This window comes from Gammaproteobacteria bacterium (assembly GCA_013214945.1).
Lineage (GTDB): Bacteria > Pseudomonadota > Gammaproteobacteria > Enterobacterales > Psychrobiaceae > Psychrobium.
The window spans coordinates 155221-178992 of record JABSRT010000004.1 but is presented as its reverse complement, the minus strand read 5'-3'; the positions used below and the strand labels follow the sequence as shown (position 1 = coordinate 178992).

The 23772-nt window shown below is 42.7% G+C and carries 23 protein-coding genes; 9 read left to right on the top strand and 14 right to left on the bottom strand.

All coding sequences use genetic code 11. The features are described 5' to 3' along the window. Position 1: 1 nt before the first annotated feature. Both ctaD and coxB read right to left on the bottom strand, forming a co-directional pair. The gene (ctaD, locus tag HRU23_04020) at positions 2–1621 is read right to left on the bottom strand and encodes a cytochrome c oxidase subunit I (protein ID NRA53286.1); all 1620 of its coding nucleotides are present in this window, start codon (positions 1619–1621) and stop codon (positions 2–4) included. Next, positions 1621–3144 (bottom strand): cytochrome c oxidase subunit II, encoded by a 1524-nt coding sequence (gene coxB / locus HRU23_04015; GenBank protein NRA53285.1) that lies wholly within the window; start codon positions 3142–3144, stop codon positions 1621–1623. The genes ctaD and coxB overlap by 1 nt, the downstream gene beginning before the upstream one ends. A 648-nt stretch (positions 3145–3792) precedes the next feature. Here coxB and HRU23_04010 point away from each other — a divergent pair. Next, positions 3793–4392 carry a YIP1 family protein gene (locus HRU23_04010; protein ID NRA53284.1) on the top strand — a complete coding sequence of 200 codons (600 nt, stop codon included), beginning with the start codon at positions 3793–3795 and terminating at the stop codon, positions 4390–4392. Between the two features lie 322 nt (positions 4393–4714). Here the strand turns inward: HRU23_04010 and HRU23_04005 are convergent, their stop codons facing one another. Further along, on the bottom strand, positions 4715–5782 hold the full coding sequence (locus tag HRU23_04005; protein NRA53283.1) for a COX15/CtaA family protein: 1068 nt from the start codon (positions 5780–5782) through the stop codon (positions 4715–4717). Positions 5783–5861: 79 nt separating this feature from the next. Between HRU23_04005 and HRU23_04000 the strand changes: the two genes are divergently transcribed. Then, positions 5862–6710, top strand: coding sequence for a DNA ligase (locus HRU23_04000; GenBank protein ID NRA53282.1), 849 nt, complete (start codon positions 5862–5864; stop codon positions 6708–6710). Between the two features lie 203 nt (positions 6711–6913). Beyond that, entirely contained in the window at positions 6914–7177 is a 264-nt protein-coding gene (locus tag HRU23_03995; protein NRA53281.1) for a hypothetical protein, read from the top strand. 188 nt (positions 7178–7365) lie between these two features. Here the strand turns inward: HRU23_03995 and nqrM are convergent, their stop codons facing one another. The 8 genes from nqrM to HRU23_03955 are packed head-to-tail and all read right to left on the bottom strand — an operon-like array spanning position 7366 to position 14514. Then, positions 7366–7575, bottom strand: coding sequence for a (Na+)-NQR maturation NqrM (gene nqrM / locus HRU23_03990; protein ID NRA53280.1), 210 nt, complete (start codon positions 7573–7575; stop codon positions 7366–7368). Positions 7576–7601: 26 nt separating this feature from the next. Next, positions 7602–8669: an FAD:protein FMN transferase gene (locus HRU23_03985; GenBank protein NRA53279.1), complete on the bottom strand. Its 1068-nt coding sequence runs from the start codon at positions 8667–8669 to the stop codon at positions 7602–7604. Between the two features lie 6 nt (positions 8670–8675). Continuing rightward, positions 8676–9902, bottom strand: coding sequence for an NADH:ubiquinone reductase (Na(+)-transporting) subunit F (gene nqrF, locus HRU23_03980; GenBank protein ID NRA53278.1), 1227 nt, complete (start codon positions 9900–9902; stop codon positions 8676–8678). A 58-nt stretch (positions 9903–9960) separates the two neighbouring features. Then, complete coding sequence (gene nqrE, locus HRU23_03975; protein ID NRA53277.1) at positions 9961–10557, bottom strand: NADH:ubiquinone reductase (Na(+)-transporting) subunit E; 597 nt, start codon at positions 10555–10557, stop codon at positions 9961–9963. 8 nt (positions 10558–10565) lie between these two features. Then, positions 10566–11195, bottom strand: a complete 630-nt coding sequence (locus HRU23_03970) for an NADH:ubiquinone reductase (Na(+)-transporting) subunit D (GenBank protein NRA53276.1) — start codon at positions 11193–11195, stop codon at positions 10566–10568. After that, positions 11195–11965 carry a Na(+)-translocating NADH-quinone reductase subunit C gene (locus tag HRU23_03965; GenBank protein ID NRA53275.1) on the bottom strand — a complete coding sequence of 257 codons (771 nt, stop codon included), beginning with the start codon at positions 11963–11965 and terminating at the stop codon, positions 11195–11197. The genes HRU23_03970 and HRU23_03965 overlap by 1 nt, the downstream gene beginning before the upstream one ends. After that, complete coding sequence (locus HRU23_03960; GenBank protein NRA53274.1) at positions 11958–13166, bottom strand: NADH:ubiquinone reductase (Na(+)-transporting) subunit B; 1209 nt, start codon at positions 13164–13166, stop codon at positions 11958–11960. The genes HRU23_03965 and HRU23_03960 overlap by 8 nt, the downstream gene beginning before the upstream one ends. Positions 13167–13170: 4 nt before the next feature. Next, a complete protein-coding gene (locus HRU23_03955; GenBank protein NRA53273.1) occupies positions 13171–14514 on the bottom strand; it encodes a Na(+)-translocating NADH-quinone reductase subunit A in 1344 nt (447 codons plus the stop codon). A 518-nt stretch (positions 14515–15032) separates the two neighbouring features. Here HRU23_03955 and HRU23_03950 point away from each other — a divergent pair. Together HRU23_03950 and HRU23_03945 are read left to right on the top strand one after the other, a co-directional pair. Further along, complete coding sequence (locus HRU23_03950; GenBank protein NRA53272.1) at positions 15033–15761, top strand: SDR family oxidoreductase; 729 nt, start codon at positions 15033–15035, stop codon at positions 15759–15761. Positions 15762–15766: 5 nt separating this feature from the next. After that, positions 15767–16627 carry an amidohydrolase family protein gene (locus HRU23_03945; protein NRA53271.1) on the top strand — a complete coding sequence of 287 codons (861 nt, stop codon included), beginning with the start codon at positions 15767–15769 and terminating at the stop codon, positions 16625–16627. An 87-nt stretch (positions 16628–16714) separates the two neighbouring features. On the opposite strand, the gene HRU23_03940 is transcribed toward HRU23_03945, so the two are convergent. Together HRU23_03940 and HRU23_03935 are read right to left on the bottom strand one after the other, a co-directional pair. Beyond that, positions 16715–17890 carry a mandelate racemase/muconate lactonizing enzyme family protein gene (locus HRU23_03940; protein ID NRA53270.1) on the bottom strand — a complete coding sequence of 392 codons (1176 nt, stop codon included), beginning with the start codon at positions 17888–17890 and terminating at the stop codon, positions 16715–16717. 21 nt (positions 17891–17911) lie between these two features. Beyond that, positions 17912–18679, bottom strand: coding sequence for a class II aldolase/adducin family protein (locus HRU23_03935; protein ID NRA53269.1), 768 nt, complete (start codon positions 18677–18679; stop codon positions 17912–17914). Positions 18680–19023: 344 nt separating this feature from the next. Here HRU23_03935 and HRU23_03930 point away from each other — a divergent pair, with 344 nt between their 5' ends. The 4 genes from HRU23_03930 to HRU23_03915 all read left to right on the top strand — a co-directional run bounded on the left by HRU23_03930 (position 19024) and on the right by HRU23_03915 (position 22418). Continuing rightward, a complete protein-coding gene (locus HRU23_03930) occupies positions 19024–19800 on the top strand; it encodes an outer membrane beta-barrel protein (GenBank protein ID NRA53268.1) in 777 nt (258 codons plus the stop codon). A gap of 120 nt (positions 19801–19920) precedes the next feature. Continuing rightward, a complete protein-coding gene (locus HRU23_03925) occupies positions 19921–21051 on the top strand; it encodes a methyltransferase (GenBank protein NRA53267.1) in 1131 nt (376 codons plus the stop codon). 18 nt (positions 21052–21069) lie between these two features. Then, on the top strand, positions 21070–21630 hold the full coding sequence (locus HRU23_03920; protein ID NRA53266.1) for a hypothetical protein: 561 nt from the start codon (positions 21070–21072) through the stop codon (positions 21628–21630). A gap of 446 nt (positions 21631–22076) precedes the next feature. Next, positions 22077–22418, top strand: coding sequence for a hypothetical protein (locus HRU23_03915; GenBank protein ID NRA53265.1), 342 nt, complete (start codon positions 22077–22079; stop codon positions 22416–22418). 90 nt (positions 22419–22508) lie between these two features. Here the strand turns inward: HRU23_03915 and HRU23_03910 are convergent, their stop codons facing one another. Continuing rightward, positions 22509–23750 (bottom strand): AmpG family muropeptide MFS transporter, encoded by a 1242-nt coding sequence (locus HRU23_03910; protein ID NRA53264.1) that lies wholly within the window; start codon positions 23748–23750, stop codon positions 22509–22511. Positions 23751–23772: the final 22 nt, after the last annotated feature.

Below are 23772 nucleotides of genomic sequence, written 5' to 3'. Positions count from 1 at the left end.
CTTACTTAATTTCCGGTGGCGTAGTATGGCTATGGTACGGCGCTGGTGATGGCATGTCCCACTCTAAACCTTCTGCGCCTTCCCATGGTTTCGCTGGCGCTTTTTCACCACCGCGAACACATTTAACTAATACTGCAAGGAAGATTAATTGTGATAATCCAAAGGCAAAACCTCCTAGGCTAACCAGTTGATTAAAATCGGCAAACTGTAATGCGTAATCGGGAACCCGGCGCGGCATGCCTGCAAGTCCTAGAAAATGCATTGGGAAAAACAACACATTCACCGAGATTAATGAACACCAAAAATGAATCTTTCCCAAGCGTTCGTCATACATATGACCGGTCCATTTGGGCAGCCAATAATAAGCCGCCGCCATGATTGAAAATATAGCGCCCGTCACTAACACATAATGAAAATGAGCGACCACAAAATAAGTATCATGGTATTGAAAATCAGCAGGTGTAATCGCCAGCATCAGCCCGGAGAAACCCCCAATGGTAAATAACACAATAAACGCAATTGCGAATAGCATTGGGGTCTCAAATGTCAATGAACCACGCCACATCGTCGCGACCCAATTAAAAACCTTAACCCCGGTCGGTACTGAAATTAACATGGTGCAGTACATGAAAAACAGTTCGGCTGCGACTGGCATGCCCGTGGTAAACATGTGATGCGCCCAAACGGTAAATGACAAAATAGCGATTGATGAAGTTGCATAAACCATTGACGAATAACCAAAGAGTTTCTTGCGAGAAAATGTCGGAATAATCGCTGAAATAATGCCAAAAGAAGGCAAAATCATAATATAAACTTCGGGGTGACCAAAAAACCAAAATATGTGCTGAAATAATACCGGATCACCACCACCGGCGGCAGCGAAAAAGCTGGTACCAAAATATTTATCGGTTAAGACCATTGTTACGGTTGCCGCAAGCACCGGCATTACCGCAATTAATAAAAAGGCGGTAATTAACCAAGTCCAAACAAATAGTGGCATCTTCATATATGTCATGCCCGGTGCACGCATATTAATGATAGTGACCACGACATTTATCGCGCCTAATATCGAAGATATACCCATAATATGAATAGCAAAAACAAACAGTGCTGTACTGTCGGGTGAATAGGTCGTCGACAGCGGCGCGTAAAAAGTCCAGCCAAAGTTAGGACCACCGCCCTCCATAAATAACGATGATAATAGGATCGTAAAGGCCATCGGTAAAATCCAGAAGCTCCAGTTGTTCATTCTTGGCAATGCCATGTCAGGCGCGCCAATCATCATGGGGATTAACCAGTTAGCCAAACCTGTAAAGGCTGGCATCACCGCACCAAACACCATAATCAAACCGTGAACAGTGGTCATTTGATTAAAAAAGTTAGGTTCAACAATTTGTAAGCCAGGCTGATAGAGCTCGGCTCTAATCACCATAGCCATAGCGCCGCCAACCAAAAACATTAAAAAACTAAAACATAAATACAGCGTGCCAATATCTTTGTGATTAGTGGTCAGGATCCAGCGCATAATACCTTTTGCTGGTTGATGATGGCTTGAGCTATGTTGATCGCTATTGTGTTCACTATTGCCTTCACTATTGTCTTGCAATGTAATATCTTCCATTACTTAGTTCCCTCAACTGTCAATTCAAGGTCGGTCACTGTCACAACATCACCGGTATTATTATCCCATGCATTACGCTCATAAGTAATAACTGCCGCTAGCTCTGTTGGAGTGAGCTGATTGGCAAAGCCCATCATCGCAGTGCCTGACTTGCCATTAGCGACAATATCAACGTGAGTTTTGACATCGCCCAATACCACTGCACTGCCTTTAAGCGCCGGAAAGGCTCCCGGCATACCAGTGCCTGCCACTTGATGACAAGCAGCGCAACGCGTTAAATAAACAGACTCTCCCAAGTCGACATTTTCCTCACTTGTTACGGCACTGACTTTTTCAGCAACGACTGTTTCGATTGTTTCAGCCTTATGTTCAGCATGATGTTCGTGCTGCATATTCTCCGCAGGTACCGCCAGTACTTTTGGCTCTATTGTGGTAACTGATTTGCTAGTGATATCACTGGCCTGAACTACATCCCCGGTATTATTGCCCCATGCATTACGCTCATAGGTTATAACTGCAGCCAGTTCTTTCAAGCTAAGTTGCTTGGCAAAAGCTTGCATCGCAGTGCCAGTTTGACCATCGCGGACAATCGCAATGTGTTGATCGACATCACCTAAAGCAATGCTACTGCCTTTAATCGCAGGGAAAGCGCCGGGGATCCCCTCGCCACCCACTTGGTGACAAGCAGCACATCGGCTGTTGTACACCTGCTCTCCGAGTATCATTGATTGTTCAAGATCTACTGTCGCTGTTAATGATTGCTGTTCGGCTAGTTGCTGTGATTTTACCTGTGCCAACTGCTTATTAAGCCACGCTTGATAATCGGGTTCGGACAAAACCTCTACCACAATCGGCATAAAACCATGGTCTTTGCCACATAATTCAGCACATTGACCGCGGTAAATTCCTGGTTCGTCAATTTTAGTCCAGGCGCCATTGATAAAGCCGGGGTTAGCGTCTTGCTTAACCGAAAAAGCAGGCACCCACCATGAATGAATCACATCGTCTGAAGTCATTAAAAAGCTGATTTTTTGATTTACTGGCAGGACCAAGGGCCGATCAACCTCAAGTAAATAATGCTCTCCTTTAGCCACCTTGTTATGTATTTGGTCACTCGGGGTCGATAACAGACTAAAAAAACCAAAATCATGATCAAAATACTGATAATGCCACTTCCATTGTGAGCCAGTAATTTTAATCGTGATGCCGGGATTGGAGTCGTCTTCCATCTCAATTAAGGTTGATGTGGCCGGAACAGCCATCGCGATCAGAATAAAAAAAGGAATGATGGTCCAAAGTAATTCAACTTTAGTACTTTCGTGAAATTGTGCCGCTTTAGCGCCTTTAGACTTGCGGTGGTAGATAATGGCGTAAAACATTACCCCGAACACCACCACCCCAATCGCAGCACAGATGTACAAAATAGTCATGTGAAGACTATAAACATTGCGGCTAATTTCAGTGACGCCTTCGGTCATATTGTAAGATGACTGACCAAAAACCACTGGTGCTAGCAGTGACATTGTTAATACAGCAATAGATAATAGTTTCTTTTGCACACAAACCCCCTCAAGCTAATTGTTGCCACAATTGCAGAGAAGAGTTGCCCGCGATACTAATTGATTAGGATACGTGACGTAGGTGTCAATAACTGAAAAACAGAACACAGCGGTACTGTTGGCTAGTTAAAAATAGTCAATCAAGCATTCTTCCTTGCTCAATTTCCTTCACCACAAGAGATCACAAACGTAATAAAATTAGTAAAATAACTCATGTTCTGCAAAAAAAAACGGACTTGATTGAACTGCTGGCTAATTCGTAAAGCGACTAGACTCGGTCAAAAATATCGAGCCATACGCCTAAAGCCATATCTCAGTATAGAGCCTAAATCAAAAAAACATCAAGCTTAATAACAAAGCTTTATTGATCAAATAACACACAAGAATGAGCATAAACACTTAAAAATAGTAAAACAAAACTTGATTTAAGCCATAAATTAGACGATAAATTATATAGAAGGGTGTCGACTGATACCAATAAGTAACACTCCAATGCACTTCCTCAGAGTCTGTAGCTCAGAACCGATGATACAGAGACTATGTTCTAGAATTATGCTGCAAGTGGTTGAGAAATTGCCTGATATTTAACTCGTTTAACATAAAGGTGGCATTATGGTTTTATCGCATATCTGGGGAATATATACCCATCCAAAAAAAGAATGGCAAGCAATTGCCGATCGTCATGAATCTCTTTCTAATTCATTAACTCATACTTTGTTTATTGCATTTATTCCGGCTGTTTGCAGCTATATATCTTCAGTTTACATCGGCTGGAGCATTGGCGCTGGCGACACTATTTATCTGACATCAGACAGTGCATTAGCGATGGCAATACTGATGTATTGCGGCCTAGTCGGCGGTGTTATAGCACTAGGCCTAATGGCACATTGGATGGCCCATGAATTTGGCGCCGACCCCAGTCATGTTCAAGCTATCGAAGTGTCAGCCTATACTGCAACGCCGCTGTATATGGTGGGGTTTGCCGCTCTAATTCCTGAACTTTGGTTTGTCGTTTGTGTTGGATTAATTGGGCTCAGTTATGCCGTTTATATGTTATATACTGGCGTGCCGATTGTGATGGGCATAGACGAAGATCGCGGCTTTATTTACGCCAGCTCGCTGGTCACAGTTGGCCTGGTGTTTTTAGTCAGCATGTTAGGCTTAACTGTATTTATGTGGAGCTCTGGCGTTGGCCCTGCTTTTGTAAATTAACCTGCACCACAGCACCGAGTATTGTGTCAGAGTATTTAGATGCTCGGTGTTAGATATCAGCACTTAATGTCAGAACTGATACTATTGGCTCTGCTGTACTTAAGTGCTGCTAATTGAACATCAATACGCCGTAAATCCATCGCTACTTCGGTAATAGCTCCCCGGTAATTGCTCCTACATTACTCTAATTACGCCCGTCCAAGGTCTATATTCATTGCCCTAATATCTTACATCCATGTACTAACATGCTGCTCAAGCTTATACCAATACTTTCAATGAATTGTGAAGCTAGCTACCTTTAAGGTGAACATAGCCGACACTATTAGTTAGGAGCAGCACTTGGGGTTAATTCGAAATTAATTATCACTAATAAGCCAACCAATAAAGCACCACCAATGTTATGCGCCACCGCATTAAGTAATGGTAAATTAAAATAAACATTACTCAGTCCTAGGCTAACTTGTGCCAAGACCATCAACGTTAACATCAGCGCTAATTTGATTAGCCCTTTGTAATACAAACTACCAATTAAGATCAATGCAAAAACAATCACCAGCAACGCGCCTAAGCGATGAGCCAAATGAATCGCCACTCGCGCCCCACCATCAAGCTGGCCTCCTAGGTAGTTTGGACCGATTTCCTGCAACCAATTAAACCCTCGCCAGAAGTCTTGGTCACTAAGTTGAACGGTCGAACACCAAGCTAATTGCGGACATGCCAACGCGGCATAATTTGAGCTAGTCCAGCCGCCAAGCATCACTTGAATTATCACCATTACTAAAACTACGCCCGCGAGAATACGCAGCCAAGCTTGAGCTGTTTTTGTTTTTTCTTGCTCGCTTTGAATACTTAGACCACAGACAATACTTACCACAGATAAACGAAAGTACAGTAATAACAGTAAACTAAAGGTAGTAAAACCACCCAACAAATGCAAAGTGACCACCTGAGGCCACAATTTCAGCGTCACTGTCCACATCCCAAACATTCCTTGCAACACCACCAAGCATAAAAGACCTAAGCAATGACGATAGGGAAAAATTTGGAGCGAGCGATTAGCGACTAATTGCTCTGGCAGCTTGCGGAGCTTAAATGCAAAGTACGCGATAACAAGACACAGGAATCCGAGGCCAGTAGCAAGATAACGATGAATCATCTCAGGCCAAGTTTTATCAAGATTAACCGGATTATCAGGAAAAGCACTATTAGCATCGGCTATTTCAATACTCGACAGCGGCGCCCACAAGTGGCCATAACAGGTTGGCCAATCAGGACAGCCTAAACCGGCATGCACTAGTCGCGTATACGCCCCAAGTGCAATCACTAACAAGGAAAACACCGTAGCAATTAAAGTCAGCCTTTTGATCAGCAACAAACGCCTGCGGAACATCTCTTTGCCTTATCATTATTGTAATTTAATCAATACCGTACCAAACTAAATAAACCAATAGCAAGACAAGAGATCAATTATGCGATGCTTAATTTTAAGTCTATGGATTATCCTTGTTAGTCATCAGGTCAATTCGCAATCACTGACTAACGTCGCTGCGCCACAAATTCAATTGGCGACAAAGTATCGCAACAACATCGAGATAAAAGATTATTTTATCAGTGAAAAACTCGATGGTGTTCGTGCCTACTGGGACGGTCATCGCCTGATATCACGACAGGGTAACGTCTTTGTTGCGCCGAGCTGGTTTGTTAATAACTTTCCAAACCAACCGCTCGATGGTGAACTTTGGATTGCCAGACGACAGTTTGAGAAAGTATCAGGCATTGTACGCCAGCGTCGCCTCAACAATTCCAACTGGCGGCAAGTAAAGTTTATGGTGTTTGACTTGCCCCAATCGTCTGCGATATTTTCCAAGCGACTAAATAAAATTAATAAGCTTATTAAGCAAGCTGACTCGCCCTATTTAATGATGATAAAACAAATTCGGCTCAGTAATGAATCGCAGCTATTGCAACAGCTAGACCAAGTAATAGTTCAAGGCGGTGAAGGGTTGATGTTACATCGCGCGACATCCTTATATCAGGCCAAGCGTAGTAACGACTTAATGAAACTTAAACGCTTTGACGACGCAGAAGCGACCGTTTTAGCGCATTTTGCTGGCAAAGGTAAATATCGCAATATGTTAGGATCTTTATTGGTTGAAAATGAGCAAGGAATAACCTTTAAACTTGGCAGTGGTTTTAGCGATAGCCAACGTTCAGTTCCCCCCCCAATTGGCAGTATTATTACCTATAAATATTATGGGAAAACCAAAAATAATGTGCCAAGGTTTGCCAGTTTCATGCGAATAAGAGTAATTAAATAATCAATATACGATAACCAACAAACAACTGACAATAGAGTGGTTTTTAATCAGCGTAAAGCTTGCTTATTTACAAATCCAAACATAGAATAGCCGGCCTTTTGCTTAAAGCGAGCAACAGGTAACCAAGCTGTTTCACGGAATGAGAATCGCTCACCCCAAGGATAGGGCCAGCAAATCAGAGCGATATAAGTTTGGAGTTTCAAATGATACAAATAATAATCGACATCATTGGCATGTCAGGTACCGCCCTAGTAGTGGGTTCTTTCTTTTTGTTGCAGCTAGGCAAACTAGCCCCGACCGATCTCGGTTACAACATCATGAATTTAAGCGGTGCTATCCTATTATTAGTCAGCCTTTACTTTAATTTTAATCTTGCCAGTGTGGTGATTGAAATATTTTGGATTGGTGCCTCTTGCATTGGTTTATATAAATACCTCAAGCAACCTAAAACAGTGACAGCTTCTTAATAATCGCTACTTCATTGTCGGCAATTTATTTTTACTGCCTATCGTCGCTCTTTGCCATTGCCGCCATGGATGGCGGTACTTAGGAAATGTCTGGAACTAATTTCCTGCCATGGCACCGCGACATACCGTTCATCCTGAACATAAAAAAAGGTGCCATTGGCACCTTTCTTAAATTAAGTTAGCGATGATTACTCAATCAAACTAATTTTTATTTGTTCCGCTGCCATGCGTTTTTGACGTTTGTCACATGGGTTATCACAATCACAAGCTTTCTCGATACCGACGGCACCTAAGCCACCGCAACTGCCCGCAATAGTTTTATTTTGAAAAATATAACCGACCGACATTGCCACGATAACAATAAAAAAAGCCGCAAATGTAATAAAAAAGGTCATCATAATGAAATTACCTATGGTTTTAGCCGCTATGGTTTAGCCGCAGCTGAAACAAGAAATGGTTTAAAGGCGTCAGTATACACCTCCTTAAATCCGTTGTCCGTTTTGATAATCATAAAAACCGCCAAATTTTGATCTTGAGCAAAGCTCAATCCCGCTTGCGGTCCCATGATCATTATCGAAGTAGACAAGCCATCCGCCAACATACTTGAGGCTGCAATAACAGTTACCGAGACTAACTTGTGGTTAATTGGTTGACCACTATTGGGATCGATAATATGCGAAAAGCGTCGGCCATTCTCCTCATAATAATTACGATAATCGCCAGAGGTCGCCAAGCCATTATCTAGCGGCGAAATCAGTTGCTGCACCGCACGTTGCTCGGATACCGGCTTTTCAATCGCAATAATCCAGTCACGCTGTGAATTAGGCTGCCCTTTGGCTTTGATTTCACCACCAATTTCAACTAAGTAATTGGTAACGCCTTGAGCCTCGAGAAACTGCGCTATTTTATCAACCCCAAAACCTTTGGCTATGGTTGATAGATCAACGTATAAACCCGGTATATCCTTAATTAAGGCTGTGCCTTCGACCTTAAGATGGTCGATACCAACACGTTGCTTAATGCCAGCTATCATCTCAGATGAAGGAACAGTTTCAGGTTTCATTTGCGGACCAAAGCCCCACAAGTTAACCAAAGGGCCAACGGTAACATCGAGCAGCTTACCCGTTAAATAACTTAAACGAATAGCCTCAGCGACCACCAGTGCCGTATCAGGTGATACTGCAAAGGGCTCAGTTGAAGTTGATTGGTTAAATCGAGATAACTCGGAATCAGCACGGTAAGTCGACATTTGATTGTTGACTTGCTCAAGTAACTTATCAATTGCTTGCTGATAATCTGTTGCTGTCTGTTCGCTAGCTGCGGCCTTAGACAGATAACTAATGTGATAAGTTGTGCCCATAGTGCGGCCTTGTAACTTAACCATTGTTGAGTCTAGACCAGAGCTTGAACTTGGCGCTGTATTTGGATTACAGCCAGATAAAAAAATGGCCAGCGCACCAAGCGCCAGCCATTTAACATGTTTGATAAACATCAGGGATTAACCACCGAAATCATCAAGCAAGATATTTTCATCTTCAACACCAAGATCTTTCAACATGTTGATTACAGCCGATGTCATCATCGGAGGACCACACATGTAGTATTCACAATCTTCAGGTGCTTCATGATCTTTAAGGTAGTTTTCATACAATACGTTATGAATGAAACCGGTCATGCCAGTCCAGTTATCTTCTGGCTGAGGATCACTTAACGCGATATGCCATTGGAAGTTAGGATTGGCAGCAGCCAGACCATCGAAATCTTCTTGATAGAACATTTCGCGCATTGAACGAGAACCATACCAATAGCTGATCTTACGCTTAGACTTTAGACGCTTAAGCTGATCGAAAATATGTGAACGTAATGGCGCCATTCCAGCACCACCGCCAACAAATATCATTTCGGCATCTGTTTCTTTGGCAAAGAATTCACCAAATGGACCAGAAATCGTTACTTTGTCGCCTGCTTTAAGGCTCCAGATGTACGATGACATTATCCCCGCAGGCAGGCTCAAGTTATTTGGTGGTGGTGTCGCAATACGCACGTTAAGCATGATGATACCTTCCTCGTCAGGATAGTTCGCCATTGAGTATGCACGTAGCGTTTCGTCATCAACTTTTGATTCAACTTCAAAAAACTTAAAGCGTTCCCAGTCAGCACGGTATTCCGCTGGAATATCAAAATCGCTGTATTTAATATGATGCGCAGGCGCTTCAATTTGAATATAACCACCGGCTTTAAACGGTACTGACTCACCGTCAGGAATATTCAAAACTAGCTCTTTGATGAAGGTTGCTTTGTTGTCGTTAGAACGAACTTCACATTCCCACTTTTGAACCCCAAAGATTTCATCTTCAAGTACAATGTCCATGTCTTGCTTAACAGCAACCTGACAGGCCAAACGCTCACCCTGACGGGCTTGCTTCTTGTTAATATGACCTTCTTCTGTTGGTAGTAATTCACCACCGCCAGATTTAACATGAACTTTACACTGACCACAAGTACCGCCGCCGCCACAGGCTGAAGGAATAAAAATCCCTTTGGCCGCTAGCGTACCTAATAACTTATCGCCAGGCTTAGTAATAACGCCCTTAGCAGGATCGCCATTGATTGCTATGGTAACGTCACCGTCTGAAATCAGCTTAGATTTAGCGAATAAAATCACTAATACTAATGCCATAACAATCGCGGTGAACATCGTTACGCCAAGAATAATCTCTTGCATAAACTTTTCCTTTAAATTTGGTTAGGCAGTGAATTAAACCGCTGCCCAACCGAACTAATTATAATGAGATACCGCCAAATGACTGGAAACCCAACGCCATCAGACCAGCAGTGATAAAGGTAATACCTAAACCTTTAAGACCATCAGGAATATCTGCATATTTTAGTTTTTCGCGAACAGCAGCCATCAATACAATCGCCAATGTCCAACCCACACCAGAACCGATACCAAATACCACAGACTCACCGAAGTTATAGTTACGTTGCACCATAAATGCTACGCCACCAAAGATCGCACAGTTTACTGTGATAAGTGGTAGGAAAATCCCTAATGCGTTGTAAAGAACCGGCATATACTTATCTAGAATCATTTCAACAACTTGTACCAGTGCAGCAATAACACCAATGTAAGTGATGAAGCTCAAGAAGCTAAGATCAATGCCTTCGCCTAATGCGTTAGGCGCAAGTACTGCATGGTAAATAAGTTGGTTAGCAGGTACCGCAATCGCTAATACGAACGTTACCGCAACACCAAGACCAATCGCTGTGCTGATTTTTTTAGAAACAGCAAGGAAGGTACACATACCAAGGAAAAAGCTTAAAGCCATGTTTTCAACGAAAACGACTTTAATAAACAAACTAATATAATGTTCCATAATATTTCCTAGTCCTTCTCAACCTGTTCAGGCTTGTACTGGCGAATTGCCCAGATAATCAAACCGATAACAAAGAATGAACTAAATGGTAGAACTAACAAACCATTCGCCTGATACCAACCACCATCACGAAGCAATGGCATTATTTGAACATCAAATAATGAACCTTTACTTAGTAGCTCACGGAAAAAAGCAACAGCCATTAACATCGCGCCGTAACCAATACCGTTACCGATACCGTCAAGGAAGCTCATTAGTGGTGGCTCTTTCATTGCATAGGCTTCAGCACGACCCATCACGATACAGTTGGTAATGATTAATCCAACAAATACCGAGAGTTCTTTTGACATCTGATAAGCAAAGGCTTTTAAACATTGGTCAACTAGGATTACTAAACTAGCAATTACCGCCATTTGCACAATGATTCGAACCGCATTTGGAATTTGGTTACGGATCATTGAAATGAACAGACTAGAGAATGCGGTAACTAAGGTTACTGCAATCGTCATAATCAAGGCTTTTTGCATTGAACCTGTAACGGCTAGTGCAGAACAAATACCCAGTACTTGCAAACCAATTGGATTATTATCCAATATTGGTCCAAACAGTACCTTCTTCATTTCTTTCGTGTCAGCCATTATAGACCTCCATTTTTATGCTTAGCAATGAAAGGACCGAAGCCTTCTTCACCAAGCCAGAAGTTAAAGGTATTCTCTACGCCTTTACCCGTTAGGGTTGCGCCAGAAAGCGCGTCAACACCGTGGATATCGCCAGCTTTAGCGCCGCCTTTAACAATTTTAATTGCGATGTCACCATTGCTATTAAATAACTGTTTACCAGCCCATTGTTGTTTCCACTTAGGGTTTTCAACTTCACCACCTAAACCAGGAGTTTCACCTTGGTCATAGTAGATAACACTTTTAACAGTGTTTAGATCAGTTTCTAAGCCAACAAATGCATACATCATTGACCACAAACCACTGCCGCGCATTTCTAAAATAACGGTATCGGTTTGGCCAGCGTCATCTTTTACAAGATAAACAATAGTCTGGTTAGCACGACGGTTAATTTTAGCAACGTCATTTACAGGAGAGATGCTAGTATCGCTGCTTAAAGCATAGATACGCTGATCAAAAGTTTCAGTATTACCTTCAACAAATTCGCCAGTAGCAAAGTCTAATAACTTCGCTTCAACGAATTTAGTATAAGTAGCAACAATCTCTGTCTTACTCATTGAAGATTCAAGTAGACCCGATGCTTCTAATATTCTAGTTTGCTTATCCAGTGCTTTATTCTCGAGTTGCATTGGTCTAAGACCAACCGCAGCGCCAGCAACAATCACCGAACAAACCAGACAGGTCACTAATACAAAGATTAGCGTTCTGCCAAAAGAGTCTTTATTACCCATGACGAGCAGCCCTCCGCTTGATGTTTGACTGAACAACAAAGTAGTCAAATAACGGTGCAAATAAATTAGCAAATAAGATTGCTAGCATCATACCTTCTGGGAATGCCGGGTTAACGACACGGATCATCACAACCATCGCACCAATTAGTGCGCCAAAAGCCCAGCGGCCAGGGTTAGTGAATGAAGCAGATACAGGGTCAGTTGCCATGAAGATCATGCCAAAGGCAAAACCACCAGTCACTAAGTGCCAAGTCCAATCCATGTGCATCATTGGAGTAGACGTATCAGAAGCTATTGCGTTAAACAACAAGCTTGTTACAACCATACCAAAGAATACACCGAGGATAATGCGCCACGAAGCTATGCGTTGGTAGACGATAAACGCACCACCAATTAAGATTGCTAGGGTAGAAACTTCACCCATTGAACCTTGCATTTTGCCCATGAATGCGTCCATCCAAGTCATAGTACCTTCTAGTGCAACCATGCCTTCGTTAGCAACTAGGCTAAGTGCCGTTGCGCCAGAGAAACCATCGATTGCAGTCCAAACAGCATCACCAGAAATATCCGGTGCATAAGCGAAGAATAAGAACGCACGACCTGCTAATGCTGGGTTTAGGAAGTTCTTACCGGTACCACCAAATACTTCTTTGGCAATAACAACACCAAATGAAATACCGATAGCCACTTGCCATAAAGGAATAGTTGCAGGCAGGATTAATGCGAACAGCACTGAAGTAACGAAGAAACCTTCGTTAATTTCGTGACCACGCACCATCGCAAACAATACTTCCCAGAAACCACCAACGATAAATGCCGTTGCATAGATAGGCAGGAAGAACATTGCGCCATATAGGAACAAGGTGCCACAACCCGCGTCAGCGCCTAAAACACCGCCAAGCAGTGTAAACAAGCCTTCTTGCCAACCTTCGCCCATCGCCATACCAGCGATAACCGCGTCGTTAGCTTGCAGGCCAATGTTGTACATGCCCCAGAACATAGCTGGGAAAGTAGCAAGCCATACCATGATCATGATACGTTTTAGTTCTACCGCATCACGAACGTGAGTTTTACCGTGATTGACAAAACCAGTTGAGTAGAAAATAGTTGCTGCTGCTTCGTAAAGCGCATACCATTTTTCGTACTTACCGCCTTTCTCAAAGTTCGGCTCGATACTCTCGAGATAATTCTTTAAGCCCATCTGCTTAACCTTCCTTCTCAATAGTAGTCAGACTGTCACGCAGAATTTGACCGAAGTCATATTTGCCCGGACAGACGAAGGTACATAGTGCTAAATCTTCTTCATCTAGCTCTAAACAACCCAATGTTTGCGCACCGTCTAAATCACCGGCACATAGATCGCGCAACAACATTGTTGGTAGTAGATCTAAAGGCATAACGCGCTCATAACTGCCGATTGGCACCATCGCACGATCACTACCATTAGTCGCAGTGTTTAGATTAAGCAAACGATTCGGCGTTAAGTGAGAAATGTATGAACGGGTTACCGACACGACATCACGTCCTGCTTTCATCCAGCCCATGAATTCTTTTTCACGGCCTTCGCTTAGGACACTAACTTGGTTAGCATAACGACCAATAAAGGCAACATCACCAGCGGCAGTAGTCCCTTGCAGAACTGAACCAGAGATAACCCGGTTTTCACCGTCGATTAGCTCACCGTTAGTCAACTCATTAGTGTTGGCACCTAACAAGGTACGTACTAAACGTGGTTTAACAACGCCTGGACCTGCCAATGAAATTATCCGATCTGAGTAAATTTCACCGGTGGTGAATAATTTACCAAAGCCAATAACATCTTGATAACCTAACGACCACACTGTACGGCTTGCGCTGACAGGGTGTAGATAGTGAATATGAGTACCAACTAGGCCAGCCGGGTGAATACCTGCAAATTCATGCTGTTCAACCGAACTAACATTACTACTAGGAATATCAGCACCAGGCTTTTTACCGACAAAAACTTTACCTTCGGTTAAACGAGATAAGATCGTTAAACCATTGATAAAATCTTGCGACTGCTCTTTGATAATTACTGCAGGATCAGCTGCTAATGGATTGGTATCCATTGCTGAAACGAAAATCGCCGCAGGAGTACTATCAATCGCAGGTACTTTTGAGAAAGGACGCGTACGTAGGGCTGTCCATTGTCCTGATTGCACTAGAGTATCAACGACTGTACTGCGCTCTAATTGAGCCAATTCAGTTGCAGGATAGCTAGTAAAGGTTTCTTGCTGGGAACCTTCAACATCAATCACTAGAGACAAAAACGCTCTTTTTGCGCCACGGTTTATTTGGGATACAACACCACTAGCTGAAGCAGTAAACAAAACGCCAGGATTTTTCTTATCTTCGAAAATTACCTGACCTTTTTTGACAGTATCACCCACACGAACTTTCATCGTAGGGCGCATGCCAAAGAACTCTTCACCAAGGGTAGCGATCTGTTTGATGGACGGACCATCATGGATTACTTGCTGGGGAACTCCTGCAATAGGAAGGTCCAGACCTTTTTTTATTGTAATCATATTCACTTGCACTGGTTAGCGGAAAAGGGAATTAGCCGTTAGGCTCGACAGTTGCTTGCTATTTTATTAGTAACAAAATTAAAAATAAGCCAAACTTCCAAATAGGAAAATTTAAAACTTAATTACCATAGCGCTCAAAATTTTAGAATAAGCACGACTCTAAGGCTTGAAAAACCAAACCCAAGAAAAACACTTACTCTAACTAGCGCGAAAGTCTACCACTAACTCGCGCCAGACTAAACTGCAAATTAACAATTTCTAATGCAACTTTAGTGATATAAAACTGTTTTGAGTCGTTATTTTATAACTAACAGCTCGCTAGGCCGCTATTATTGGTGGAATTTATTTTTGTTATTATTTTAAAGAATTTGTTACGGATAACAAAACAAACCCCACCAAACAATAACGAGTCTTATTCACTTAATAAATCACCCTCGAACATTGAACATCTGATAATAATTATCAATAATGCACACAGTTTATTAATCTTGCCATTCCTAGCCAAAGAAACAACAATCATGAAAAATATTGCAATAGTAACAGGTGGCAGCAAAGGCATCGGCCTTGCCATTATTAAAAAATTTATCCGCCAAGGTTATGAAGTTTACAACCTAGATTTAACGATTGGCCCAGCCGGCTACTTCGTCCAGTGTGATGTCAGTAAAACTGAACAGGTAGTTACCGCAATTGAAACAATTGCGCAACAAGAAGGCCAAATAGATTGCTTAGTTTGCAATGCTGGCGTGCACTTTTCCGGTTCAATTGAACAAACGAGCGAAGCCGAACTTGACCGAATATTTTCAATCAATGTTAAAGGGGCTTATGCCGCGATAAAGGCAACTTTACCTAGCATGAAAGCCCAGCAACAAGGCGCTATTGTGATTGTAGCCTCAGATCAAGCGCTGGTCGCTAAAAGTAATTCTTTTGCTTACAACCTCAGTAAACACGCGCTCGCATCAATCGCAAAAACTACCGCGATTGATTACGCTAGTTTTAATATTCGCGCTAACGCAGTGTGTCCTGGCACCATAGAAACCCCGCTTTATCATCAAGCCATCAACAATTACTGCGAAAGATCAGGTGCTGATCATGCCCAAGTTCACCTTGAAGAAGCGGCATTACAGCCGTTAGGCCGCTTAGGTCAGCCTGAAGACGTCGCCCAGCTGGTGTATTTTTTAGCGAGTGATCAAGCAAGCTTTATTACCGGCAGTTTGCAGGTAATTGATGGTGGCTATACGGCGCAATAACGTTAATGAAAATAATCGACCCACATTTGCATTTTTTTGACCTAACCAAGGGCCAGTACCAGTGGTTAAAACCTGATGCTGCTCCATTTTGGCCTGACAAAGCCAAGATTGCGCGTAATTTTTCACTGGGAGACCTTCAGTTGCCGCCCGCTATCGAACTTGTCGGTTTTGTCCACATTGAAGCAGGCTTTAATAACCAGCAACCCTGGCAAGAAATTGCTTGGTTAGAGCACAGCAACGACTTGCCATTTAAAAGCATCGCTAGCGTTGATTTAACGGTTAGTCAGGATGATTTTAATCAAACCTTAAACCAACTTTGCCAATATTCATCAGTGGTTGGCGTGCGCCATATCCTCGACGATGAGGCCAGCGTTTTGCTAACTAACCAGCGGGTGTTAGCTAATTTAGCACAGCTTCTCTCATTCAATTTCTTATTTGAAGCCCAGCTGCAAGGCAGTGATAGCTCAGGCATGCTCGCGCTAACACAACTAGCTCGGCACTTGCCCAACTTGGCTATCGTGCTTAATCATGGCGGATTTTGTCCGAATGTTGGCCAACTGCGGCGGCAATGGCAACATAATATTAGTGAGCTGGCAGCTTGCCCTAATGTCTATGTAAAAGCGTCGGGCTGGGAAATGGTCAACCGGCAATATAATCAGCAAGATTTAATTAAGACAATAGCTTGGTTGCTAAATTGCTTTGACCAAACAAAAGTGATGTTAGCAAGCAACTTCCCATTGTGTTTATTAAGCGATAGTTACGCTAATTTATGGCAAAGTTACGCCGAACTTGAACTATCTGCGGCGATATTAGAACGCTTAATGCTGACTAATAGCTTGGCGGTTTATAGTTTTGAACTCGACTAATTGATTGATATAAGTCCTGGGCGTTACGATAAAATAAGCTTCCAACAAGAAACGGCAGATAAACCAGTTTATCTGCCGTTTGGGTAATTACTTAATTACAATCCGCGGTGAGCGCATCACAATTTCGTCATTCAATTCAATGCCGATGCCGGGAGCTTCAGACACTTCGAAAAAGCCATTTTTAGGCTGTGGATCTTGCAAACATAACTCACGGTTCCATGACTTGATCGCATAAGTATGGTGCTCGTGAATTAAAAAGTTCGGAATAGCTGTTTCTAAATGTAATGAAGCGGCTGTTGCCACGGGGCCACCACAAACGTGTGCTTGAATTTTAATATCGAAAATATCTGCATAATCACAGACTTTTTTGGTTTCAGTAAAACCGCCACACAAGCCAATATCTGGCTGTAGTACATCAATACTTTGATCTTCAAGGTATGGACGCACGCCCCAACGGTTATATAAACGCTCGCCACCGGCAATCGGTACTTTGACTTTGTCAGCGACTTTACGGTGCAACGAGTGGTTAAGGTAATTTACTGGTTCTTCATAATACATACAGTCGAATTCTTCGGCTATTTCACCCAATTGAATTGCCGTTGTCACGCCCGGTAAACTATGACATTCAAAGATGATATCCACTTCATCACCAACCGCTTCACGAATTGCTTGCATCCGGGCACGATAAAGCTTCATTTCACGACGAGAAATTATCTTGGTTCGATCGTAATAAGTATTACCGTCTTTGTCATACATGATCGGATCAACCTTAACCGCATCATAACCCTCTGCTACTGCTTTTAATGCGGCTTCCGCATATTGCTCGGGTTGCGACAATGCTTTGAACTCGCTGTCCCAGTCAAACTGTAATTGCGAAGCATAGGTGCGTAGTTTCGCGTTAACTTTACCACCAAGCAGTTGGTAAACAGGCACATTAAGCGCCTTGCCTTTGATATCCCACAACGCGGTATCAATTGCACTCATTGCAGCATAAACGACCGGTCCACCACCTAAGCCCCAAAAGCTTTCACGCAACATCCGCGCCCACAACATTTCCGTTTGAAATGGGTCATGACCAATCAAAAATGCTTCAGCCATTTCTTTAACCATATGGGCTGCCGCGCTATGACCTAAATCATAAGCAAGCCCCGCTTCGCCAACACCGCTAATGCCTTCATCGGTGTGAATACGAACAAACACCGGATTCCAGCCAGCGCGATCTGGACATTCGATATCAAAAACTTCTATCGAGGTGACTTTCATTGTAATTTCTCCATGTTTCCCCTAATTAATAAAACTAGGGTCTAATTTATATACTTTACGTAACATTGCTGGCCAAGCCAATTGGCCACCGGTTGAGCCGGTATGCACTACTTTGGCCTGAGCATAAATATTGTCTAAGATCGGTTGCGGCACCAATTTGGCTGCTTGCCCCGCTCCTTGAATCAAAAGTTGAATTTCGCAGGCGCGCTGCAAATCATACATCCGCATAAATGCATCGCCCACGGTTGGCCCAACGGTTAAACCGCCGTGATTAACCAATAACAAATGGTTATTGGTGCCTAAATCTGCCTGCAGTCGGGCGCGTTCTTCATCATTAACCGCCAAGCCTTCATATTCGTGATAACCCAATGAGGATAATGAAAACATTGAATACTGGCTATAAGGTAACAAACCTTGCGTTTGCGTTGCGACCGCAATGGTTTCTTTGGTATGCAGATGAATGACACAATGAGCATCATTACGTGCCTGATGTACCGCGCTATGGATCGTAAAACCAGCCGGGTTTATCTTAAAAGGCGTGTCGTCTAAAATGTTGCCCATTAAATCGACTTTAACCAGATTAGAGGCTGTTATTTCATCGAATGCCAGACCGAACGCATTAACCAAGTAATGATCGGTGCCCGGAACGCGGGCCGACAAATGGGTATAAATAAGATCATCCCACCCAAAGTAGCACACTAAACGATAACACGCCGCCAAGTCGATTCGGATCTGCCACTCGGACTCGCTGACCTTAGTTTTAAGGTCTAATTGTGGTAGCTGATGCACAGCAACCCCCTTATAAATAATAAAATGATATTGGCTTTTTCAGGTTAACTACAAAAATATCACAAACGGCTTGATTTTAAAGCGTAACAAAGCAGCAATCACTAAATAAATCGCTATATCACATAGCTAAACAGCGCAAGCAGCGACAGTTTGTTTTAAATTTATCCTGATTAAAAAAAGTAAATTGCTGTTGTAACAGTATAAAACTGATTTAGATCATTGAATGTCGGCTTTGTGAAATGCCTAACAACTGTCATTGATCAACATCAATATCCTAATGGTCAATGCCATTATGCTGGGGCTAACTCAAGTCAATTACCAAAGCAATTAACCAAGGACATCCGATGCGTTTCAATAAATCAATCGCCCCAATAGCGGCATCAGTATTATTAGCGACTGTTGCTAGTGCACCCGTTTTAGCCAACCAAGCCGGTGATATTATCGTTCGTGCTGGTATTACCAGCGTGGCACCAGACAATAATGATTCAACTATTTATGCCACCGCCGACAACCTCACAGTCCATTTAGATACCCAAGCCAATGGCGCGTCTGCAATCACAGCGTCGGTTGAAAACGATAGCCAACTTGGTTTGAACTTAGTTTATTTTTTCAGTGAAAAAATAGCCGTAGAATTACTTGCTGCAACACCATTTAGTCACGACATTAGTGTTAACACAGGTACTAGTCTAGGCACTATCAACTTAGGTAGCACCAAGCACCTTCCACCAACGGTTAGTGTGCTTTATTACCCAAATGAACCAACATCTAAATGGCAACCATATCTTGGTTTAGGGGTTAACTACACCGTATTTTTTGAGGAAGAATTTAATCCCGCACTGACCAGCGCGACATCTCCAGCCATTGCCGGATTAAACGGAGCTGATGCTACTGTTGGTGCTATCGAGCTAAGTGACTTAAAACTTAAAAATTCATGGGGTTTAAGTGCCCAAGTTGGCCTTGATTACCACCTTGATAATAACTGGTTAGTTAACGCCTCAGCGCGCTACATTGATATCGATACCACTGGCACATTTAGCGCTGTCGGCGGCGCGGTATCTGGCAAGGTTGATGTTGATATTGACCCGTGGGTTTACACCCTAAGCATTGGTTATATTTTCTAAACAAGGCACTAAAAATATTATTCGTGATAAAGCGCCTAATCGGCGCTTTTTTATTTCTGTTACGGCCATTAGGGCGTTACAATAGCGCTAACTTTTTTTAGGCCAGCAATTAGTCACCCAATGAATACATTATTTGAAGTTAATAGACTTGAGTTAACCCTTGAGCGCTTTCCATGCTCTAACGATGAAAACCTGCAAGCATGGGATAGTGCAGATCAATATATTCTCGAACATATTGAACAGCTTGAGTCGGCACCGACTAATATTCTTATTATCAATGATAGCTTTGGTGCGTTAGTCTGTGGCTTGGCTCAATACCAAATCACGGCTCAGTCCGACTCTTATATAGCCAAAGAGGCCTATCACTTTAACCTTGAGCGAAATAATCTCAGCCCGCAATATTCACATATTAGCGAATTAAATCAGGTTGATAGTGCCCCAGATGTCGTAGTGATAAAATTGCCGAAAAGCAATACCATGTTAACGGAGCAATTACGCCAACTGGCCAATATCATCGGCCCATCGACAGTTGTTATTGCCGCGGCTAAAGCCAAGGACATTCATAGTTCAACGCTAAATTTGTTTGAAAAACATCTTGGTGCAACAACGACCTCGTTAGCAAAAAAGAAAGCGCGTCTGATATTTTGTCAGCCTGATGCTACCAAGCTTAATCAAGGTCAAACGACTGAAGTAAAAACATGGTCTATTAGCGATCCTGAATTAACCATCAGTAACTTACCTGGGGTATTCGCGAATTCAGCGCTGGATATCGGCGCACGTTTACTACTCGATAATATCCCTCAAAATATCGGCACAGCAACGGTCATTGATCTCGGTTGTGGCAACGGTGTGTTAGGTTTAGCGGCAGCGGCGCTCAATCCACAAGCTGAGGTCATCTTTAGCGATGAGTCATTTATGGCTGTTGAAAGCTCACGTTTAAATGTTGAGCACAATATCGACAACCCACAGCGTTGTGATTTTATGTGGAATGATTGCTTAAGTGATGTCGAATTTGACTCAGCGGATTGGATTATTTGTAACCCACCGTTTCATCAGCAACAAACCATTACCGATCATATCGCTTGGCAAATGTTTAATGATGCCTACCGGGTCTTAAAGCGTGGTGGAAAATTAAGAATTGTAGGTAATCGACACCTTGGTTATCATATTAAATTACAGCGAATTTTCGATAATTGCACCACAGTTGCAGCCAACGGTAAATTCGTTATCTTAGAAGCGACCCGACTTTAACCTGACAAGGAAATAAATATGCAACGGCTGATTGTTCTTTCTCTAATACTTTTAGTGAGCGCTTGTGCGAAACCACCAACAACAATGGTGATAGCGCCAAGTTTCGCACCAACACAACAGCCGAGCAAAGACCGTGGACCGCTTGATTTGCAAGTTATCGATAACCGCGGCTATCGGCATGTATTGCATTTAACGGGCAGTAAAGAGCCACAAAACTTAATTAACGCCAGTCAACAGCCTCAAGCTTTGGTCAATGAGTCTTTTGAGCAACAGCTCAAACAGCAAGGCTTTTGGTTCTCGCCAACGGCGAATAACAATATCACCGTTAATATTGAACAGATGCTAATTTCTTTAACCCAGCATACTTTTAAATATACCAGCACCAGTAACATCGTACTCAATGTCGATATTAGCAATGGCCAGCAAACGTTAAATAAACAGTATAAAGCGTCAGGGCAATCTCACGGCCCTCTTACTGCAGATATAGCGGTACTGGAACGAATATTTAATCAACAACTTAGTAAGTTGATCCTTGAAATAACCAGTGATCCACAGGTACAGCAATATTTAACCAACTAATTTAGACTTAATATCAGCAGCGGATCAAACAGATCACGCTCTGGTGTTAATGACTTGCTTGGTAACAAAATATAGCCCTGTCTCCGACTCGCCTCGCCGTAACATTCGATGGCTGCGGTCATAAAATTAGAACTAAATCAAATTACTAATAAGCCATGACTTAACGAATGAATAACCGTGATTACGATCCTCTTATAGCTGCTGCTTTGTGTTACTTTTACGCCAATAAACAGCGAAATAATAATTTAAACCACAACTCTCGTGGCTAGGGCTATACTGTACACAATAGCGTCGTTGCTAGGATTGTTCAGATGGAAAAATACCAAAAAGTTGACTCAATGAAAATTAGCACTTAGGCGCTCGCAGCCAGCTATAACAATAGTCGACTTGAAAATGGTATCAATCATGCTCTAGTATTAATAGGAAAAGATAGGAGATATACCACCTTGAGTATTTATATCATGACGGCAGAGACTTTTATTCAACAAAAGGCAAAACCCTTGGTGTTTTATGTCAACCAATTATTGGCCCATGCGATCCCCTTTAGCGAAGTCAGACTAATGGTCTGGGATATCCTTGAAGAGTGGAATAAACTTGATATTGATGATTCAACGCCAAGTGATTATGAACTGGTATTTTGGAATGTGCTGTACTTATTACAGTGCTGGCCAGAAGAAGAAGAATACAGCCACGGTAATACTTTTATTGCTACCTTAAATAAATGCTGTAGTTTTTTAACTAATCCAAGCCAAGAGGTGCCTGCCGGCTGTTTCGGTGTCAGACCTTAGCTGTCACCTATATAAAACGAGATCGCCGACATCACAGTCTATATAGAATAATTATTCTCAGATCTTATAGACTATTAATCGGTGACTCGCTCACTTTTGTTTAGCTTCGTGCCATGGTGCGACTCGTATTAACATCAACATGCCAGGCACCGCCAACGCAACACACAAAAAGAAAAATCCAGTCCAGCCGATTTGTTCAACAATAAAGCCCGTAGTCGCATTAGCAAAAGTTCGTGGCAGCGCCGCCAAGGCGGTAAATAATGCAAACTGCGTAGCGGCAAATGTCGGATTTGTTTCTTTGGCGATAAAAGCAATAAATGCCGCGGTGCCCAGCCCAACGCCTAAATACTCAAAACCCATAGCAAAGGCGAGTGCATAAGTATTATGGCCAATTTCGGCTAAAGCGGCAAAGCCCAAAATACTGACAATCTGGACCACGCCAAATAACCACAACGCCCGATTAATACTGAGCTTTAACATAACTAAGCCACCGACAGCCAAGCCAATTGTCATCGCTATCAACGAGGCCGTTTTGGCGACAACCCCAATTTCGGTATTGGAAAAGCCCAAATCAATAAAAAATGGTGTTTGCAGCGCCGTCGCCATGCTATCACCGAGTTTATACAAGAACAGAAAGACTAAAATCTCTATTGCGCGGCGTTTACCACGCCGATTGATAAAATCTTGAAAGGGTAAAACAACGGCTTCGCGCATCGTTTTAGGCGCATTGTTCTCGCAACGGGCTTCGTCAATGTTCAAGGTCAACATTATGCCAACGAGCATAAAGGCTGCAACGATAATAAACACGCTTTGCCACTGCATGTAATCTGATAATACAAAAGCTAAAGAGCCCGGCACTAAACCAGATAAGCGATAAGCTTGGACATGTAACGAATTGCCCAAACCTAGTTCTTGCTCAGGTAATAGCTCACGCCGATAGGCGTCAAGCACCACATCTTGGCTGGCACTAAAAAATGCGACAGCGGCGGCTAAATAGGCCACGGACCAAATTGATATAACGGGATCAATAAAACCAAAACCAGCAACAGCAATTAATAAGGCTACCTGAGTTAGCAACATCCAACCGCGTCGTCGTCCTAAAAATGGTAACGAATAACGATCAATAAAAGGCGACCACAAGAACTTCCACACGTAAGGAATGCCAATTAAGGAGAACAGCCCTATCTCGGCTAAGCTCACCCCTTCAGAGCGCAACCAGCCCGGTACTAATTGGTATAAAATAAACAGCGGTAAGCCTGAAGTGAACCCGGTAAAAATACAGATTAACATCCGGCGGTTAAGGATCGCCTCTTTGACTGAAAGTGTGGCCATAAAATTACCTGAGATAAACTCA

What these genes read in the sequence shown, in the direction of transcription:
- HRU23_03920 (NRA53266.1), top strand. Translation starts at nt 21,070, where the DNA reads ATGCAACGGCTGATTGTTCTTTCTCTAATACTTTTAGTGAGCGCTTGT.
- HRU23_03960 (NRA53274.1), bottom strand. Translation starts at nt 13,166, where the DNA reads ATGGGCTTAAAGAATTATCTCGAGAGTATCGAGCCGAACTTTGAGAAA.
- HRU23_03910 (NRA53264.1), bottom strand. Translation starts at nt 23,750, where the DNA reads ATGGCCACACTTTCAGTCAAAGAGGCGATCCTTAACCGCCGGATGTTA.
- ctaD (NRA53286.1), bottom strand. Translation starts at nt 1,621, where the DNA reads ATGGAAGATATTACATTGCAAGACAATAGTGAAGGCAATAGTGAACAC.
- HRU23_03940 (NRA53270.1), bottom strand. Translation starts at nt 17,890, where the DNA reads ATGAAAGTCACCTCGATAGAAGTTTTTGATATCGAATGTCCAGATCGC.
- HRU23_03965 (NRA53275.1), bottom strand. Translation starts at nt 11,965, where the DNA reads ATGGGTAATAAAGACTCTTTTGGCAGAACGCTAATCTTTGTATTAGTG.
- HRU23_03995 (NRA53281.1), top strand. Translation starts at nt 6,914, where the DNA reads ATGATACAAATAATAATCGACATCATTGGCATGTCAGGTACCGCCCTA.
- HRU23_03985 (NRA53279.1), bottom strand. Translation starts at nt 8,669, where the DNA reads ATGTTTATCAAACATGTTAAATGGCTGGCGCTTGGTGCGCTGGCCATT.
- HRU23_04005 (NRA53283.1), bottom strand. Translation starts at nt 5,782, where the DNA reads ATGTTCCGCAGGCGTTTGTTGCTGATCAAAAGGCTGACTTTAATTGCT.
- nqrF (NRA53278.1), bottom strand. Translation starts at nt 9,902, where the DNA reads ATGCAAGAGATTATTCTTGGCGTAACGATGTTCACCGCGATTGTTATG.
- coxB (NRA53285.1), bottom strand. Translation starts at nt 3,144, where the DNA reads ATGTCACTGCTAGCACCAGTGGTTTTTGGTCAGTCATCTTACAATATG.
- HRU23_03930 (NRA53268.1), top strand. Translation starts at nt 19,024, where the DNA reads ATGCGTTTCAATAAATCAATCGCCCCAATAGCGGCATCAGTATTATTA.
- nqrM (NRA53280.1), bottom strand. Translation starts at nt 7,575, where the DNA reads ATGATGACCTTTTTTATTACATTTGCGGCTTTTTTTATTGTTATCGTG.
- HRU23_03945 (NRA53271.1), top strand. Translation starts at nt 15,767, where the DNA reads ATGAAAATAATCGACCCACATTTGCATTTTTTTGACCTAACCAAGGGC.
- HRU23_03950 (NRA53272.1), top strand. Translation starts at nt 15,033, where the DNA reads ATGAAAAATATTGCAATAGTAACAGGTGGCAGCAAAGGCATCGGCCTT.
- HRU23_04010 (NRA53284.1), top strand. Translation starts at nt 3,793, where the DNA reads ATGGTTTTATCGCATATCTGGGGAATATATACCCATCCAAAAAAAGAA.
- HRU23_03955 (NRA53273.1), bottom strand. Translation starts at nt 14,514, where the DNA reads ATGATTACAATAAAAAAAGGTCTGGACCTTCCTATTGCAGGAGTTCCC.
- HRU23_03925 (NRA53267.1), top strand. Translation starts at nt 19,921, where the DNA reads ATGAATACATTATTTGAAGTTAATAGACTTGAGTTAACCCTTGAGCGC.
- nqrE (NRA53277.1), bottom strand. Translation starts at nt 10,557, where the DNA reads ATGGAACATTATATTAGTTTGTTTATTAAAGTCGTTTTCGTTGAAAAC.
- HRU23_03970 (NRA53276.1), bottom strand. Translation starts at nt 11,195, where the DNA reads ATGGCTGACACGAAAGAAATGAAGAAGGTACTGTTTGGACCAATATTG.
- HRU23_04000 (NRA53282.1), top strand. Translation starts at nt 5,862, where the DNA reads ATGCGATGCTTAATTTTAAGTCTATGGATTATCCTTGTTAGTCATCAG.